Origin of the sequence: Rhodoferax sp. U2-2l, assembly GCF_020594515.1 — a bacterium.
Classification (GTDB): domain Bacteria; phylum Pseudomonadota; class Gammaproteobacteria; order Burkholderiales; family Burkholderiaceae_C; genus Rhodoferax.
The window spans coordinates 26,259-41,688 of the sequence record NZ_JAJCTH010000023.1; the positions used below are offsets into that span (position 1 = coordinate 26,259).

Sequence of the window (15,430 nt, forward strand, 5' to 3'; positions counted from 1 at the left end):
ACGCTGGAAATTACCGGCGCGACAGGTTTGCCCATGCTTGCGTCAATTGTTTCACCAGGTCCTGCGGTCGCCGCACCAGCGCGTAACCCTGCTGGCCAAACAGCATCGGCAAGTAGTTTTCGGCTTTTTCGTCGATGGTCACGCAAAAGGTCGACAAGCCCCGCGCCTGCGCCTCCAGGATGGCCTGGCGCGTGTCTTCCAGGCCGTACCGGCCCTCATACACATCCAGGTCGTTGGGTTTGCCATCGGTCAGCAGCATCAGCAAGCGGCGGTGTTCGCTGCGGCCGGCCAGCTGCCGCGTGGCGTGACGCACGGCCGCGCCCATGCGGGTGTAGTAACCCGGGCGAATCGCCCCGACACGGGCCCGGCTGGCGTCGTTCCACGGTTCGTGGAAGGCTTTGAGGTGCTGCAGGCGCACATGGTTGCGCCGCACCGAGCTGAAACCCCAGACCGCAAACGGGTCGTCCACCGCGCTTAAGGCTTCGCCAAACACGTACAGCGCGTCGCGGATCACGTCAATCACCCGCTCGGTGGGCGTGGCGTAGGCGTCGGTGGACAGCGACAAATCGGCCATCAGCAAGGTGGCCAGGCTGCGCTCGCTGAGAGCGCGGCGGGTGTAGATCGGCGGTGAATCGGTGTGCAGTCCGCTCGCGCCCTGCATGTCGGCGCTGAACCGCACCCAGGCGTCCAGGTCCAGGTCGTCACCGCTGTCCTGGCCGTGTTGGGGCCGTGGCGCGTCGCGCAGGGTTTCGAGCTTGTGCCGGATGCGCCGCGCAGTGAGTTGGAGTGCCGGGCTGGGCACAAAAGGCGGTGCTTGGCGCGCTTGCATCACCTGCACCACACAGTGTTCGGGCAGCAAGGCGCCTTTGCGGTAATCCCATTCGGGCTGCAGCAGGCCCGGCCCCAGCGGCACGTCGTCCGCGCTGGAACTGGGCAGGTCCAGGTCAAACTTCACGCGGCTGGCCAGGGTCTGGCCGTCGGGGGCGACGGTGAGGGCTTCCATGTCGTTGGCGGCGGTGTTGGTATTGCCATCGTCTTCGTCATCGGTGCCGCGGTTGACGCTGACGTGTTCGCTCCAGGTCATCAGGCCGCCGCTGTGAAATGGCAGCACCAGCGCCTGGCGGGCATCTTCTTCCTTGGCTTGGCGGGTGCGTCGGCGCTGCGTGTCGCGGTTGGGCGCGTTGCTGCCGGGCCGGGGTTCGGCGGTTGGGTCGGTCTGCGGTTTGGATAAACCCGACGCCGCGCCAAAGGCGCTGAGCCACAGCCAGACGGGGGCCACGTCTTGCGGTTTGACCGGTGCGACGTGCTTGGGCAGTGGCTGCCCGCGCAAATGGGCCTGGACAGCGCGTTCGCCCTGATGGGCTGCACCGCGCAAGCGCGTCACATCGGGGCGGCGCGCCAGGTGGGCTTGCAGTAAAAAGTCATAACGTGCTTGAAAGCCCGGGAAAGCGCCCAGCGCTTTCTGGGTGGCCCGCAGGTTGTCACCCAGCCAGTCTTGCGTATTCTCAAAAAATGCGGATTGCAGCGCCAGCCACAGGTACAGGTCGCGGTTCAAGGCGGCTGTCTCGAACACCGCCAGTTGTGCGGGCAGGGCCAGCACATCGGGCTCGAGTTGGGCCAGCGCCGCCCGGGTGCCGCTGCCCGAGAGCCGCTGCAGCCAGTGCCGCTGGCCACCCACCCGCTGCGACGTGGCGTGGGCAAAACGCAACGTGGGGGCACCGCCCGCGCTGCGAAACAGGAAACCAATCGACTTTTGCATGTCGCTTAAACACACAGCCGCCTCGGGGTGATCAACCCGGGCCAAGCGTGTGATGGCCTGGTGCCACCATTGCCCCACCATTTCTTCCATCAGCGGTCTTCTTTGAAGGTTTGCGCACGTTGGCGCAGGGTTTCGCGCAGCGCATCGGCGCCCACGCGCCATTCCAGCGTGGGGCTGCGGCCTTGGTTGCCTTGAGAGGTCTCGCAGGCATCCAGACACTGGCCGCATTGCACACACGAGAACATCATGCGTTTGATGTTGCGCGGGTTCAGCCGCATCGGGCAGACGTTGTCGCAGGCGGAGCCGACGGGGGCCGCGCGCCGGGCCGCCCCAAGCCGGGCACTCCCCTCGGGGGACGACCCCGGCACGGGGTCTAGGGGCTGTGTGCCACAGGTTTTGCATTCTTTGGCGCGTTCGCGCTCAAAGGCGACCACCATGCCCTTGGGGTTGGCCATCCAGGCCAGGCTCTGGAAATAACCCACGGCGCAGCCAAAACGGCAAAACAGATGGCGGGCAAAGGCCAGTTCCAGGCTGATCAGCAGCGTGGCCACACCCAGAAAGCGCAATTGGTTGGGCGTCAGGCTGCCTTGCACCAGGTTGCCCCAGATCACGGCGGGCGGCAGCAGGTAGGTCAGCAAGGTGATTGCCCAGACAAAACCCACCAGCCCACAGCTCAGGCCAAACAGCGGCCACCAGCGGGTGTTGGGCAACTGGCCAAGACGTGGTGTGGGGCTTTTGTCCCACAGGCTGAGCTTGCCGCACGCGCGTTGCAGCAGGCCGTTGAGCATTTCCACCATCGAAAAATGCGGGCACAACCAGCCGCAGTACAGCCGCCCGTATTTGTAAGCAATGAAGATAAAACCGCCCACCAGCGCCAGTCCGGGAAAAAAGGCCCGCCATAAAATTTGTAGCGCGGCGGTGGTGGCGTCGATCTCGCCACGGGCCAGCGCGTCGATGCCCAACGACCAGCGCATGCCCAGAAACCAGAGCTGGGCTTCATACAGGTCAAAACGCAGCAGGTTCAGGGCAGGCGCGAGCAAAAACAGCAGGAAAAAACCCGCTTGCGTGAGGCGCCGCCAGTCTTGCCGAGCCAGCCGCGACCGCTCTGGTGCAACGGGCTTGGCCAGCGCTGCGCTGGGGCAGGGCGAATCAGGGGGCATCACCAAACAGCGCCCGCATGACGTCATCGAGCGCTTGCGCGGTGGATTCGTCATCGGTCAGCGCATTCACAATGGCCGCGTGGCAGGCTTGGCGCATCGACAAACCGCTGGCCACCAGCCGCCCGGCCGACACCAGCAGCCGGGTGCTGGCGGTTTCTTCCAGGTCCTGATCGGTCAGGCTGCGCAGCGCCCGGGCCAGTTGCACCAGCTGCTGCGCCTGCGCGCTGGGCAGACCGGTTTCTGACTGGACAATGGCCAGCTCCACCTCGGGCTTGGGGTAGCCCATGCTCAACGCAATGAAGCGCTGGCGCGTGCTGGGCTTCAGGCCCTTGAGCAGGTTCTGGTAGCCCGGGTTGTAGGAAATCACCAGCATGAACTCGGGCGGGGCTTGCAGTTGCTCACCGGTGCGCTCAATCGGCAAAATGCGCCGGTCGTCGGCCAGCGGGTGCAGCACCACGGTGGTGTCCTTGCGGGCCTCCACCACCTCGTCCAGGTAACAAATGGCGCCCAGGCGCACCGCGCGTGCCAGCGGCCCGTCGGACCACTGGGTGCTGCCGTTGCCGATCAAAAAGCGGCCCACCAGATCGGCGGCGCTCAAGTCGTCATGGCAGGACACGGTGACCAGCGGGCGGTTAAGCCGTGCGGCCATGTGCTCCACAAAGCGGGTTTTGCCACACCCGGTGGGGCCTTTGATCAGCAGCGGCAGCTGCTGGCGCCAGGCGTGTTCGAACAGGGCGCACTCGCTGCCCTGTTCGGCGTAGAACGGAACGTCAGTCACGCTCTGTCAGCCTTATGCTGCAGCGCGGCGGGGCGCCAGGCCGGCCGTGTCCCAGGCTTCACGCTCGTCGGTGCCCGGTGCTGCAAAGAAGCTGTACAGGTAGGTCAACAAACCCATCAGGAAGCCAACGCCCCCGGCGACGCGCAGCCAGTAGAAGAAGCGCAACTGGTCTTGCGTGGCCATGAACGGCATGGCCGTGCCATCGGTGGGCATGCGTTGCAACCACACCTGCAGGATGCCCGCGCCAGTGAGCGCCAGCACCATCAGCGCCATGCCGATGGTCATGATCCAGAACGACCACATCTCAAACGCCTGGGCGCGGCGGCTGTTGGCCACCCGACCACGCAGCGTGGGCATGGCGTAGCTGATCATGGCAATCACCACCAGTACATAGGCGCCGTAAAACGCCAGGTGGCCGTGGGCCGCCGTGATCTGGCTGCCGTGGGTGTAGTAGTTGATGGCGCTCAAGGTGTGCATGAAGCCCCACAGGCCGGCACCCAAAAAGCCCACCACCGAGCAGCCCACCGCCCACAACACGGCGGCCTGGTTGGCATGCTCACGGCGGCGACGTTGCACCATGTTGAAGGCAAACACCGTCATCATGAAGAAGGGAATCGGTTCCATGGCCGAGAAGATGCTGCCCACCCACAGCCAGTAGCCGGGCATGCCAATGAAGAAGAAGTGGTGGCCGGTGCCCAGAATGCCGGTGATCAGCGCCATGGCAATGATCACGTACAGCCATTTGTCGATCACCTCGCGGTCCACGCCAGTGGTCTTGATCAGCACAAAGGCCAGCAGCGCGCCCAGAATCAGCTCCCAGGTGCCTTCCACCCACAGGTGCACCACAAACCACCAGTACATCTTGTCACGCACCAGGTTGTCGGGGTTGACAAAACTGAACAGGAACATCAGCGCCAGGCCCCACAAGCCCATCAGCAGCACCAGCGAGATGCTGGTTTTGCGGCCCTTGAGCACGGTCATGGTGATGTTGAACAAAAAGGCCAGGCAGACCACCACAATGCCCACTTTGGTGGGTAAGGGCTGCTCCAGAAACTCGCGCCCCATGGTTTTGAGCAGCTCGTTGCCGGTCAGTTCAGCCAGCCGGGCGTACGGCACGGCCAGGTAACCCACAATCGTCAGGGCACCCGCGGCCAGAAACACCCAGAACAGCACCATCGCCAGCAGCGGGCTGTACAGCTCGGTCTCGGACTCTTCGGGCACCAGGTAATAGGCCGCGCCCATGAAGCCAAACAACAACCAGACGATCAGCAGGTTGGTGTGCACCATGCGCGCCTGGTTGAACGGGATGTACGGAAAAGCCAGGTCGCCAATGACGTACTGCAGCCCGAGGGTGATGCCGAAAATGATTTGCGCGGTGAACAGCACCAGCGCCGCAATAAAGTAGTACTTGGCTACCCCTTGCGATTTGTATTTGAGAGTGAGTGCTTGCATATATGGTTTCCTAATGGGTTCTGGGGTGCTTCAAGCATCAGCCTTCGATGTTCGGTGGCCAGTTTTCGGTGTTGATCTCACCCGTCCAGCGCAAAAATTCGGTCAGGTCGTCCAGCTGCTCGGGTGTGAAGTTGAACTGCGGCATCTGGCGGCGCCCCTCAATGTGGGTGGGCTGTGCGGCAATCCAGGCCTTGATGAAATCGGGCCCGCGGCGCTTGTAGACATTGCCCAGCTCAGGTGCAAAGTAAGCGCCTTCGCCCAGCAGCGTGTGGCAGCCAATGCAATTGCGCGTTTCCCACAGGTGCTTGCCGCGCACCACCTGGGGGGTGATGGCCTCGGCGTTGGAACGTTGGGGAATCTTGCGTTCACTGTCAAAGATCAGTGCTGCAAATACAAAGATGAAAAAGACGGACCCGCCATAGAACATGTTGCGGGCCATCTGCTTGGTAAAGCCGCTGGCTTTGGGTTGACTCATGCTGGAACGCTCCTAAAAAGTGAATGCCAGAGGTTAGGGGGTGCGTCCAGCGGCGTCCTTGAACCACTTCAAGAATTGACGCAAATCAGGTTTTTTATGGCATCGGGTTCTTGAAGTGGTTCAAGGACAGCGCGCCCACGGCTTCGCATAATGGGCCGCATCTGATGATCCACCTGGCGCAAGACGCCACCCCCTGCCATGAACAAGCCGACTTCCCCACCTCTCTTTATCGCTGGTCAGCCGCCCGGCCCGCCGCCGCGGGGCTGGGCCTTTTTGCGGCTGGGTTTCCGGCCGTTTTATCTGGCCGGGGCGCTGGTCGCCGCCGTGACGGTGCCGCTGTGGTTGGTACTTTTTCTGGGGTCGGTATCGTTCACCACCGCCGTGTCGCCGCTGCTGTGGCACGCGCATGAGATGTTGTATGGCTTCGCGGTGGCGGTGATCGTGGGCTTTTTGATGACCGCCGGCAAAAACTGGACCGGGCTGGACACGCCGCGCGGCGCATCGCTGGGCGCGCTGGTCTTGCTGTGGCTGGCAGCGCGGCTGGCCTCGCTGGCGGATGTGCCGCTGCTGTATGCGGTGCTGGACATGGCGCTGCTGCCGGTGGTGGCGCTGATTTTTGGCACCTTGCTTTGGCGCGTCAAAAACTACCGCAACATGCCCTTGGCCGTGATCCTGCTGCTGCTGGCCAGCGCCAACGGCTTGTTTCATCTGGCGGCCTTGGGGGTCATGGATCTCAACCCGATGCAACCGCTTTACGCCGCGCTGGCGCTGATCACGGTGATTGAAACCGTGATCGCCGGGCGGGTGGTTCCCATGTTCACCATGACGGTGAACCCCGGCTTGAAGCTGGAGGCTTCACAGCTGCGTGAACGCGTCACGCTGGGTCTGACGGCGGCAGGCCTGCTGCTGTGGGTGCTGGCGCCCGCCAACGCTTTCAACGCGGCCGTGTTGGCGGCGGCGGGTGTGGCGCAAGCCTGGCGGCTGTGGGGCTGGCGACCGGCGGTCACGCTGAATCGGCCCATCCTCTGGATCTTGCATCTGGCCTACGGCTGGATCGCCGTGGCGCTGGGCCTGCTGGCGCTGGCGCAACTGGGCTGGGTGCCGGTGTCGGCCGGGGTGCATGCGCTGGGTCTGGGGGCTACCGGCGGCCTGATCATTGGCATGGTGACGCGTACCGCGCGCGGCCACACCGGGCGGCCCATCATGGCGTCCAAACCCGAGGTGGCCATGTATGTGCTGGTGATGCTGGCGGCGGTGTGCCGGGTGCTGGCGTCGACCCTGCTGATTCAGTATTACAGCCTGCTCTTGATGCTGGCCGCCACCGCCTGGAGCGTGGCGTTTGGGCTGTACCTGTGGGTGTTCACCCCCTGGCTGATGGCCACCCGGCTCGACGGCAAAGACGGCTGAGCCGCCGTGGCGGATCGTGCCTCAGATCACGCCGTCAAACATCATCACCTCCACCGCATCGCCCACGGCCACATTGCCTTGGGCGTGGGGCAGCACAATCAGCCCGTTGGCCTGCACCATGGAACTGAGTACGCCCGAGCCCTGGTTGCCGGTGGTCTTGACCTGCAATGTGCCGTCGGGTGCGGTGCTGACCACACCGCGCTGGTACTCGGTGCGGCCGGGTTTTTTGCGGATGACTTCCTGGCTGCGCGCCCGCAGCAGCGGCGGCGCAACCGCGTTGCAACCCATCATCTGGCGCAGCGCGGGGCGCACAAACGCCAGAAACGTCACCATCACCGCCACCGGGTTGCCCGGCAGGCCAAACAGGATCGCCGAGCCACGGGACGCCGCGTCACGCTCGGTGCCGCCGGTGTTTGCCATGTCAGGACGGGCAGTCAATTTGGCGCGTGAAATCTGACCCACGGCCATCGGCCGGCCGGGCCGCATGGCGATGCGCCAGAAGGCCACATCACCGAGCTGCTTCATCATCGCCTTGGTGTAATCGGCCTCGCCCACACTGACTCCGCCGCTGGTGATGATGGCATCCGCCTGCAGCGCGGCCTGCTCAAACGCCGCTTGCAGCGCAGCGGGCTCGTCCCGCACCACGCCCAGGTCGATCACCTCGCAGCCCAGCCGGGTCAGCAGGCCAAACACGGTGTAGCGGTTGCTGTCGTACACGGCACCGTCGCGCGGTGGTTCGCCCAGGCTCAGGATCTCGTTGCCGGTAGAAAAGTAGGCCACCTTGACGCGCCGCAGCACCGGCACCGTTTGCAACCCCAAACTGGCCACCAGCCCCAGCGCCGCGGGGGAGAGCAACTCGCCTTTTTGCAGCGCTGGCTGGCCTTGCATCAGGTCTTCCCCCAGCAGGCGGCGGTTGTCGCCGGGGCGCACCACACCCGCTGGCATGGTGATGGTGGCGGGGGTGGCCGGGTCGTTGCCCGTCTGGCCTGCGCCTCCTAGTGCCAGCGTCACAAACTCCTGCGGCACCACCGTGTCCAGGCCGGGCGGCATCACCGCGCCGGTCATGATCTTGAGGCATTCACCGCGGCCCACCGTGCCCGTCCAGGCTTTTCCCGCCAGCGCGGTCCCCACCACGTTCAGGTGCAAGGCTTGATCCGGTGTCAGTTGGCTGCCATCAAAAGCATAGCCATCCATGGCCGAGTTGTCGTGCGGCGGCACGCTGATGGGCGAGATGAGGTCAGCCGCCAGCACCCGGCCCAGCGCCTGGAACACGCCCACCTGCTGCACCTCGGTCACCGGTTCGACCAGTTTGGCCAGAAAAGCGTTGACGGTGTCGGCGCTGAGCGCCTGCGGGTCGTAGCCAGCCAGCTCGGCGGCAATCTGATCCAGGGTTTTCATGCGGCTTGGTTCTCCAGTTGGTGCAGCTCGGTCAGGGTGTTGGCGTTGAAGAAGGCTTGGCGGGCGTCGGTAGGCAGATCAAAACTGACCCGCGCAACGCTGTGCCCGGCACACCAGTCCTGCACTTTGTGGCCGCCTTGGCCCAGAAAATGGCTCAGGCTCGTCAGCAGGTTGGTGCGCATCAGGCAAAACACGGGCTGTGGGCGCAGGCGCATTTGACCTTGCGCGTCCGGCTCGGGCGCCATGGCCAGCGCCAGGTCGGCGCTGTCGTGCTGTAGCGCGGCAGCCAGGCGCTGCGCCAGATCCAGCGGGAACAACGGCGCGTCACACGGCACAGTCAGCAGGTAGGGCGTCTGGCAATGCGTCAGCCCGGCCAAAAAGCCCGCCAGCGGCCCGGCAAAACTGGCGTCGGCATCGGGCCAGACCGGCACACCCAAGGTTTCAAAATCAGCCAGATGCCGGTTGGCGTTGATGGCCAGCGGCCCGACACCGCCGCCAGCGCGCAGCCGGTCCAGCGCGTGTTTCGCCAGCGGCGTGCCCCGGAAGGCCTGCAGCCCCTTGTCCACCCCGCCCATGCGCGAGCCGCGCCCGCCTGCCAGGACCAGGCCGGTGATGTTGTGTGGGTTGATCATCATGTTTGCTCAGCCAAAGGTTTCGCCGCCGGGCCGCCCCAAGGCGAAACGCACCCCCTCGGGGGGCAGCGCCGTACGCGTAGCGACAAGCGTGGGGGCCATGGTCAGCCTCCGATGTAACTCATCTCGATGCGTTTGACCGGCGGGCCGGTGTCTGGCCCCAGCGCCTGGCGCTGCTCGGAATAGTTGTCGCGGCGACCCTGCCAGATGTGGCCGATGGTATTGCTCAGGTCGGCGTCAGACGCGTCACCGCGCAGCAGGCTGCGCAGGTCGTAACCCTTGTCGGCAAATAGGCACAAATAGAGTTGGCCCTCAGTCGACAGCCGGGCGCGGTTGCAGCTGCCGCAAAAAGCCTGGGTCACGCTGCTGATCACGCCCACCTCGCCCAAGGCCGGGTCAAAACGCCCGTCGGCACCGGCGTAGCCCCAGCGCTGGGCGGTTTCGCCGGGCTGACTCGGCGCCAGTGGCACCAGCGGCAACTCGGTCTGGAGCAGCCGGATCACCTCGGCCGAGGGCAGCACCTGGTTCATGCGCCAGCCGTTGGTGGCGCCCACGTCCATGTATTCAATAAAGCGCAGCACCATGCCGCTGCCGCGGAAATGCCTGGCCATCGGCAAAATCTGCTGCTCGTTGGTACCGCGCTTGACCACCATGTTGATCTTGATCGGGCCCAGCCCGGCGGCACGGGCGGCGTCAATGCCCGCCAGCACATCGGCCACCGGAAAGTCGACGTCGTTCATGCTGCGAAACACCGCGTCGTCCAGCGCATCCAGGCTGACGGTGACCCGCTGCAGACCGGCGTCTTTCAAGGCCTGGGCCTTGCGTGCCAGCAGTGCGCCGTTGGTGGTCAGCGTCAGGTCCAGGGGCTGGCCCTCGGGCGTGCGCAGGGTGGCAAGCTGCGCGACCAAGCGTTCTAGATGTTTGCGCAGCAGCGGCTCGCCACCGGTCAGGCGGATTTTTTGCACCCCGTGGGCGACGAACTGACGTGTCAGGCGGGTGATTTCCTCAAACGACAGCAGCGCCGAATGCGGCAGGTAGGCGTAGTTGCCGTCAAAAATCTCCTTGGGCATGCAGTAGTTGCAGCGGAAATTGCAGCGGTCGGTCACGCTGATGCGCAGGTCATGCAGGGCCCGGCCACGCAAGTCGGCCAGCAGGCCCTGGGCGGTGAGGCGCTGGTCTGCCTGGAAGGCGGACTTTGGCAGCGCCAGGGCCAAGGGGCGATGGTCATGCAGCGGGATCACCCGCTGCGGTTGGGGGTCTGACATGAGGGTTGGACTTGAAATAAAGGGCCGGGGAAGGGCAGTTTGACAAGCGATGGGACCGCCGCGATTTTGTCACGCGCGCCAGCCTTCGTCGGGAAGGGGCCAATTGCCGTCTTTCACCATCACTTACCCAAGGACGGGTTCAAGACCTATGGCTGCCGTTGACAGGCTCGTACACCTGCTATCGGCCAAAGCAGTCTTGCAGACCTGAGCGTGTTTAGTCACCAGGGCCGTGTTGGCTTTCACAAAAGAGCCGCCTGTACCCAGATGGTGAAATGTGCAGTTGGCCCGTAAAGTGTTGACGCAGGGACAACGCAGAGCCAAATCCCACCTCCGTCGCAACCTGCTCAATCGGCAAATCCGTGGTTTCCAGCAGCTGCTGCGCTCTCGCGATTCGCTGGGCAGCCAGCCACTTGACGAAGGTCACGCCCGTGGCTTCACGAAAGCGCCGGGTAAAGGTTCTTCGGCTCATGCGCGCCACCTCGGCCAGCACATCCAGTGACAGCGGCTGTGACAAATGCTCGCGAGCCCATTCCAGAACACCGGGTAAACGGTTCTCGCTGGGCAGCGAAGGCACTGGCTGCTCGATGTATTGCGCCTGTCCACCCTGGCGATGTGGTGGTGTCACCAGCAACCTCGCCACGCGGTTGGCAACGTCAGCGCCGTGACGCTGACGCACCAGGTTCAGGCAGCAATCAATCGCAGCCACTGTCCCGGCGGACGTCATGACATGACCGTCATCCACGTAGAGCACGTCTGGCAAAAAGTTGGCCCTGGGAAAGCGCTGGGCGAAAAGCTCGCGACAGGCCCAATGGGTTGTCGCGCGGCGTTCGTCCAACAAGCCCGCATCACACAGCACAAAGGCGCCCAGGCACAGGCCAACCACCTGGGCGCCGCGGGCGTGGGCCTGTCTCAGTGCGTTCGACAAGACTGCTGGCGCAGCGTTTTCTGGATGGTTCCAGGCCGGGACGATGACGATGTCGGCATCGTCCATGGCGCCCAGGCCGCCGGGCACCTCAATCTCCATACCCTGGTCGCAGCGCACGCGACCGGGAGCCGGCGCGCAGTAGCGCACTTCGTACGGTGGTAGTCCAGCAGGTGCAGGCGTGACGCCGAACACGATGCCCGGCACCGAGAGATGGAAAAGGCTGACGCCCTCGAAAGCAAGGACGGCGACACGGACGGGCTTCATGGCGTCTCCAGTGGCGATGGTCGTAAATTGGCCTGATTTTATCTAATGTTGTCATTTGGGCCACTGGTGCGAATCCGAGCCCCTCCGCAAAATTGACCCCAACGCGCAAACGGCGTCTTCGTTGCGCGCAATCAACCCAATTTTGAAGGAAAAACCTCATGAAAATCTCGAAACCTTTGCGCAGCGCCGCAGTCCTGAGTGGCATTGCGATGCTCGTCGCCAGCGGCACGGCCTACGCCGGCACCAGCGACTCGGCAGCGCCCACGGCGGTGGCCAACGCCGTCCAAGTCCAGCAGATTCGAAACGCGACGGTCAAGATCGACTTCTCTGGCACCACGTTTCTGGTCGACCCGATGCTCTCCGCACAAGGTGGGTTCCCTGGCTTTGAAGGCACCTACCGCAGCGAGTTGCGTAACCCATTGGTCGAGTTGCCGTTGTCGGTTGATGACGTGTTGGAAAGCGTTGAAGCCGTCGTTGTGACCCACACCCACACCGATCACTGGGATGAAGCCGCGCAAAAGCAGATTCCCAAGAACATGCCAGTGTTTGTGCAAAACGAAGTCGATGCCCAAACAATTCGTGGTCAAGGCTTTAAAGATGTGCGTGTCCTCCAGGGAACTACCACTTTCAACGGTGTCAAGCTGAGCAAGACCGGCGGCCAGCATGGCAGTGATTTGTGGTTTGCAGACCCCGCACGTTCTGCGGCGATGGGTCCCGTCATGGGGGTGGTGTTTTCTGCGCCCCAGGCCAAAACCGTTTACGTCGCTGGTGACACGGTGTGGCGCCCGGAAGTGGATCAAGCACTGAAACAGCACAAGCCAGACGTGGTGATCCTCAACACAGGAAGCGCACTCATGACAGGCTGGGAGGAGCATCCCATCATCATGGGCAAGCAGGACACCCTGCAAGCCACCAAAGCAGCGCCCAACGCGGCCATCGTGGCGGTACACATGGATTCAGTGAACCACATGTCACTCAACCGCAAGGAACTACGTGAATTTGTGCAAGAAAACAAAATTCAGGAGCGAGTGGTGATTCCTGAAGACGGTGAAGTGATGAAGTTCTAAGAAATCAGGATGGGTTAGCGGGCCTGTCAGCGCACGGCCAGGGTCGGCCCTTGTGTGGCCCATCGGCTTCTCGCGGACCTACCAGGCTTTTAAGGCTTGCAACAGTCGCGTTTTGACATCTGCACTGGCAAAGCTGGCCTCAATGGAGGTGCGCGCCACGGACCGGGTCACCTCATCCGTCCATCCAAAGGTCTGGCGGCATAAGGCATATTCCCCGACCAGACTGGCACCCAGCAAGGCCGGGTCATCGGTGTTGACGGAAACACGCACACCCGCCGCACGCAGATTCTCGATGGGGTGTTCATGAATGGAGGGGTAGACACCCAGAACCAGGTTCGACGTGGGGCAAATCCCCAAGGGAATTTGTCGCTCGGCCAGCAAACTGACCAACGCCGCATCTTCAATGGCTCTGACGCCATGGTCAATTCGGTCTGCCCCCAGCAAGTTCACTGCATCCCAGACGCCTTCAGGCCCGCTGGACTCGCCGGCGTGCACGGTGCGGCGCAGGCCAGCATCTCCTGCGCGCCTGAAGGCGTCGGCAAATCGCGGGCCGGTGCGGCCCGCCGTGACCTCATTGCCATCCACCGACAAAGCCACCACGCGGGGATGGCGGCTGGCGCGCAGCGCATCAACCAGTTCGATGGCTTCATCGGCAGACTGGGTTCGCAACAGGCTGACGCACAAGCCCACGCTGGGCAACCCATCCTGTTCGGCCGCTTTGAAACCCGCATCCATGGCATCGAGCATGGCGCCCAGTCGTCCATGCCAGGCATGCCAGTGCGTGGGATTGAAGATGACGTCGGCGTAACCCGTGCCGTTATCGGCCAGTCTTTGGCTGAGCCCATAGCTCAGTGCCACCAATCGCTCGGTGGTGCAGGCCAAACCGCACGCCAGGTCAAGAAAGCCAAGAAAGTCTGCCAGGCCGGAGAACTTGAACAAATCTTCCTGCGGTCTGGGCAGTGTCACGCCTTCGGCCTTGGCCCACTGCGCGATGGTCGCCGCCTCGAAGCAGCCCTCCAGGTGCAGATGCACCTCTGCCTTGGGAAGGGATGTCAAGCGGCTGGCCTCAAGGTCTGGGAGCGTTCTGTTCATTCAGGAGATTGTCGCTGCTCACCGTCCAGGCTTTGCCGGTGGCGCACCAGTCCATTGGGCTGTTTTGGCGCGATCACGTCCGTCTCGGAAGACACCAGGGGCGCCTCGTCAGTCCGTGTCGAACGGGTGCTGCCGTGGGCGGGTTGCACCACGGCAGCTTATTCGACACTGGGCGCGTCGTTAGAGCCAGTGCCGAACCACTTGGATCGCCCCAGCCTTTTTAGGCGCTGACGGATGCTGCTTTGGGGGGTGTACCTTCAGCGTTTGATGCAACGGCATCGATTTGAATTAAAGCATCGCCAGGCAAAGCGGATACGCCAATGATTCTTCGCGCAGGCACACCGGCGGGGAAGAATTTTGCATATGCCTCATTCACAGCATCAATATCTGCGATATCTTTGAGTGCGATATTGATCTTCACCACATCATCCATCACGTGGTTGACACCCTCCAAAATCGCCTTGATATTATTCAGACATTGTTCCGTCTGCTTTTTGATGTCGCCAGTCACCATTTTCCCGGTTTTGGGGTCGAAAGCTAACTGAGCGGCAATATGGTTGTAATGTGAAAATGCAACGGTTTGCGAGTATCTGCGTTCGGCGGTGTCATCCGTCCCTTGGGCTTTGATGACGATGTTGCGGGCGTCGTCAGGACTTTGTGGCGGCGTTCCATCTCCGTGGGACACCACAGCTTCAATTTGTACCTTGGCACCCATAGGCAGTGCTGAAACGGCGACCGTTGTCAGTGCAGGCACATAACCCGGGTAAGACGTTTCCAAAACCTCTTTTGCCGTTTGCAAATCCGACAAATTTGTCGCAAAGATGGTCACCCTCACCACGTCATCCATCACATGGTTGATACTTTCCAAGATGGCTTTGATGTTGCTCAGGCACTGATTCGCCTGTTCTTTGACGCCGCCGTCGATGATCTTGCCTGTTTTTGAATCAATCGGTAATTGGGCGGTGAGGTTGTTGTAGTGAGAAAACGCGACCGTTTGCGTCGACAGCGGGGAGGTGGGTGCCTGGTCGGTATTTCTGGCGACTTTGACCAAATCTCCGGCTTGCGGCGCGCCTGGAATCGTGCCTTCACCGTGGGACACCAGGGCTTCAACTTGGATCAGGGCCTGCATGGGCAAAGCGGCGACGGCCGCCGTTGTTCGCGCGGGAACATAGCCCTGGAAAAACGTTGAAAAAACTTCGTCGACAACGTCAATATCCGCGATATTTTGAACGAATATGCTTATTCTGACAATATCGTCCATGGTGTGGTGAATGCCTTCCACAATGGCCTTGATATTTTCGAAGCATTGTTGCGCTTGATTTTTTATGCCACCAGCTACTATTTTTCCGGATGCTGGATCGATAGGTAACTGGGCTGCAAGGTTGTTGTAGTGAGAGAATGCCACGGTTTGCGAATACGGACCCATGCCTTGGAGGGCGCTTACTGGATTTTTTGATGATATTGCGTTGAAATTGCTCATAATATTATTAATCTTTCATGTTGTCGTTGGGTATTGGGTTGTGTTGCTATTGAAATAGCTTATTAAATTTGCATATAGCCTCCTGTAAAGCATCTTTTTCATGCTGATTGGTGATGAATAAAAGGGATGGGCGCCCGAGGCCCCGCACGGACGGATGCCTTGGCATGGCCGTGGTCAAACATGCGTTGCTTGTTTGCCTCGAGACGGGGCATCACGGCCTTGCCGTTGTCAAGGCGATGCTTTTCTGCGCCTGGGGCGTTTCACTGCGCTCAGTGG

Annotated in this window: 13 protein-coding genes; 2 read left to right on the top strand and 11 right to left on the bottom strand. The window is 62.3% G+C overall.

Annotation, left to right across the window (positions count from 1 at the left end; genetic code table 11):
• Nucleotides 1-10: 10 nt before the first annotated feature.
• From LHU53_RS18285 to LHU53_RS18305, 5 genes are read right to left on the bottom strand one after another with little or no spacing between them, the layout of a single operon-like run.
• A complete protein-coding gene (locus LHU53_RS18285) occupies nucleotides 11-1,849 on the bottom strand; it encodes a nitric oxide reductase activation protein NorD (protein ID WP_227334218.1) in 1,839 nt (612 codons plus the stop codon).
• Nucleotides 1,849-2,919, bottom strand: a complete 1,071-nt coding sequence (locus LHU53_RS18290) for a 4Fe-4S binding protein (RefSeq protein WP_227334219.1) — start codon at nucleotides 2,917-2,919, stop codon at nucleotides 1,849-1,851. The genes LHU53_RS18285 and LHU53_RS18290 overlap by 1 nt, the downstream gene beginning before the upstream one ends.
• Complete coding sequence (locus LHU53_RS18295; RefSeq protein WP_227334220.1) at nucleotides 2,909-3,697, bottom strand: CbbQ/NirQ/NorQ/GpvN family protein; 789 nt, start codon at nucleotides 3,695-3,697, stop codon at nucleotides 2,909-2,911. The genes LHU53_RS18290 and LHU53_RS18295 overlap by 11 nt, the downstream gene beginning before the upstream one ends.
• A 12-nt stretch (nucleotides 3,698-3,709) precedes the next feature.
• Complete coding sequence (locus LHU53_RS18300; protein ID WP_227334221.1) at nucleotides 3,710-5,149, bottom strand: cbb3-type cytochrome c oxidase subunit I; 1,440 nt, start codon at nucleotides 5,147-5,149, stop codon at nucleotides 3,710-3,712.
• Nucleotides 5,150-5,186: 37 nt separating this feature from the next.
• Nucleotides 5,187-5,624 carry a cytochrome c gene (locus LHU53_RS18305; RefSeq protein WP_227334222.1) on the bottom strand — a complete coding sequence of 146 codons (438 nt, stop codon included), beginning with the start codon at nucleotides 5,622-5,624 and terminating at the stop codon, nucleotides 5,187-5,189.
• Between the two features lie 198 nt (nucleotides 5,625-5,822).
• On the opposite strand from LHU53_RS18305, the gene LHU53_RS18310 reads away from it, so the two are divergent.
• Nucleotides 5,823-7,031 (top strand): NnrS family protein, encoded by a 1,209-nt coding sequence (locus LHU53_RS18310; protein WP_227334223.1) that lies wholly within the window; start codon nucleotides 5,823-5,825, stop codon nucleotides 7,029-7,031.
• A 21-nt stretch (nucleotides 7,032-7,052) separates the two neighbouring features.
• On the opposite strand, the gene glp is transcribed toward LHU53_RS18310, so the two are convergent.
• The 4 genes from glp to LHU53_RS18330 all read right to left on the bottom strand — a co-directional run bounded on the left by glp (nucleotide 7,053) and on the right by LHU53_RS18330 (nucleotide 11,515).
• Nucleotides 7,053-8,429 (bottom strand): gephyrin-like molybdotransferase Glp, encoded by a 1,377-nt coding sequence (gene glp, locus LHU53_RS18315; RefSeq protein ID WP_227334224.1) that lies wholly within the window; start codon nucleotides 8,427-8,429, stop codon nucleotides 7,053-7,055.
• Nucleotides 8,426-9,061 (bottom strand): molybdenum cofactor guanylyltransferase MobA, encoded by a 636-nt coding sequence (gene mobA, locus LHU53_RS18320; protein WP_227334243.1) that lies wholly within the window; start codon nucleotides 9,059-9,061, stop codon nucleotides 8,426-8,428. Before mobA ends, glp begins: the two co-directional genes overlap by 4 nt.
• 104 nt (nucleotides 9,062-9,165) lie before the next feature.
• Nucleotides 9,166-10,326: a GTP 3',8-cyclase MoaA gene (moaA, locus tag LHU53_RS18325; RefSeq protein ID WP_227334225.1), complete on the bottom strand. Its 1,161-nt coding sequence runs from the start codon at nucleotides 10,324-10,326 to the stop codon at nucleotides 9,166-9,168.
• Between the two features lie 214 nt (nucleotides 10,327-10,540).
• Nucleotides 10,541-11,515, bottom strand: coding sequence for a GlxA family transcriptional regulator (locus tag LHU53_RS18330; protein ID WP_227334226.1), 975 nt, complete (start codon nucleotides 11,513-11,515; stop codon nucleotides 10,541-10,543).
• Nucleotides 11,516-11,673: 158 nt separating this feature from the next.
• On the opposite strand from LHU53_RS18330, the gene LHU53_RS18335 reads away from it, so the two are divergent.
• Entirely contained in the window at nucleotides 11,674-12,582 is a 909-nt protein-coding gene (locus LHU53_RS18335) for an MBL fold metallo-hydrolase (RefSeq protein ID WP_227334227.1), read from the top strand.
• A 78-nt stretch (nucleotides 12,583-12,660) separates the two neighbouring features.
• Here the strand turns inward: LHU53_RS18335 and add are convergent, their stop codons facing one another.
• Entirely contained in the window at nucleotides 12,661-13,674 is a 1,014-nt protein-coding gene (gene add / locus LHU53_RS18340) for an adenosine deaminase (RefSeq protein ID WP_227334228.1), read from the bottom strand.
• 220 nt (nucleotides 13,675-13,894) lie between these two features.
• Entirely contained in the window at nucleotides 13,895-15,154 is a 1,260-nt protein-coding gene (locus LHU53_RS18345; protein ID WP_227334229.1) for a RidA family protein, read from the bottom strand.
• Nucleotides 15,155-15,430: the final 276 nt, after the last annotated feature.

Excerpts from the sequence above, each read along its gene's own strand:
- glp (WP_227334224.1), bottom strand. The coding sequence starts at position 8,429 with ATGAAAACCCTGGATCAGATTGCCGCCGAGCTGGCTGGCTACGACCCG.
- LHU53_RS18335 (WP_227334227.1), top strand. The coding sequence starts at position 11,674 with ATGAAAATCTCGAAACCTTTGCGCAGCGCCGCAGTCCTGAGTGGCATT.
- LHU53_RS18285 (WP_227334218.1), bottom strand. The coding sequence starts at position 1,849 with ATGGAAGAAATGGTGGGGCAATGGTGGCACCAGGCCATCACACGCTTG.
- LHU53_RS18345 (WP_227334229.1), bottom strand. The coding sequence starts at position 15,154 with ATGAGCAATTTCAACGCAATATCATCAAAAAATCCAGTAAGCGCCCTC.
- moaA (WP_227334225.1), bottom strand. The coding sequence starts at position 10,326 with ATGTCAGACCCCCAACCGCAGCGGGTGATCCCGCTGCATGACCATCGC.
- LHU53_RS18300 (WP_227334221.1), bottom strand. The coding sequence starts at position 5,149 with ATGCAAGCACTCACTCTCAAATACAAATCGCAAGGGGTAGCCAAGTAC.
- LHU53_RS18310 (WP_227334223.1), top strand. The coding sequence starts at position 5,823 with ATGAACAAGCCGACTTCCCCACCTCTCTTTATCGCTGGTCAGCCGCCC.
- add (WP_227334228.1), bottom strand. The coding sequence starts at position 13,674 with ATGAACAGAACGCTCCCAGACCTTGAGGCCAGCCGCTTGACATCCCTT.
- mobA (WP_227334243.1), bottom strand. The coding sequence starts at position 9,061 with ATGATCAACCCACACAACATCACCGGCCTGGTCCTGGCAGGCGGGCGC.
- LHU53_RS18305 (WP_227334222.1), bottom strand. The coding sequence starts at position 5,624 with ATGAGTCAACCCAAAGCCAGCGGCTTTACCAAGCAGATGGCCCGCAAC.
- LHU53_RS18290 (WP_227334219.1), bottom strand. The coding sequence starts at position 2,919 with ATGCCCCCTGATTCGCCCTGCCCCAGCGCAGCGCTGGCCAAGCCCGTT.
- LHU53_RS18330 (WP_227334226.1), bottom strand. The coding sequence starts at position 11,515 with ATGAAGCCCGTCCGTGTCGCCGTCCTTGCTTTCGAGGGCGTCAGCCTT.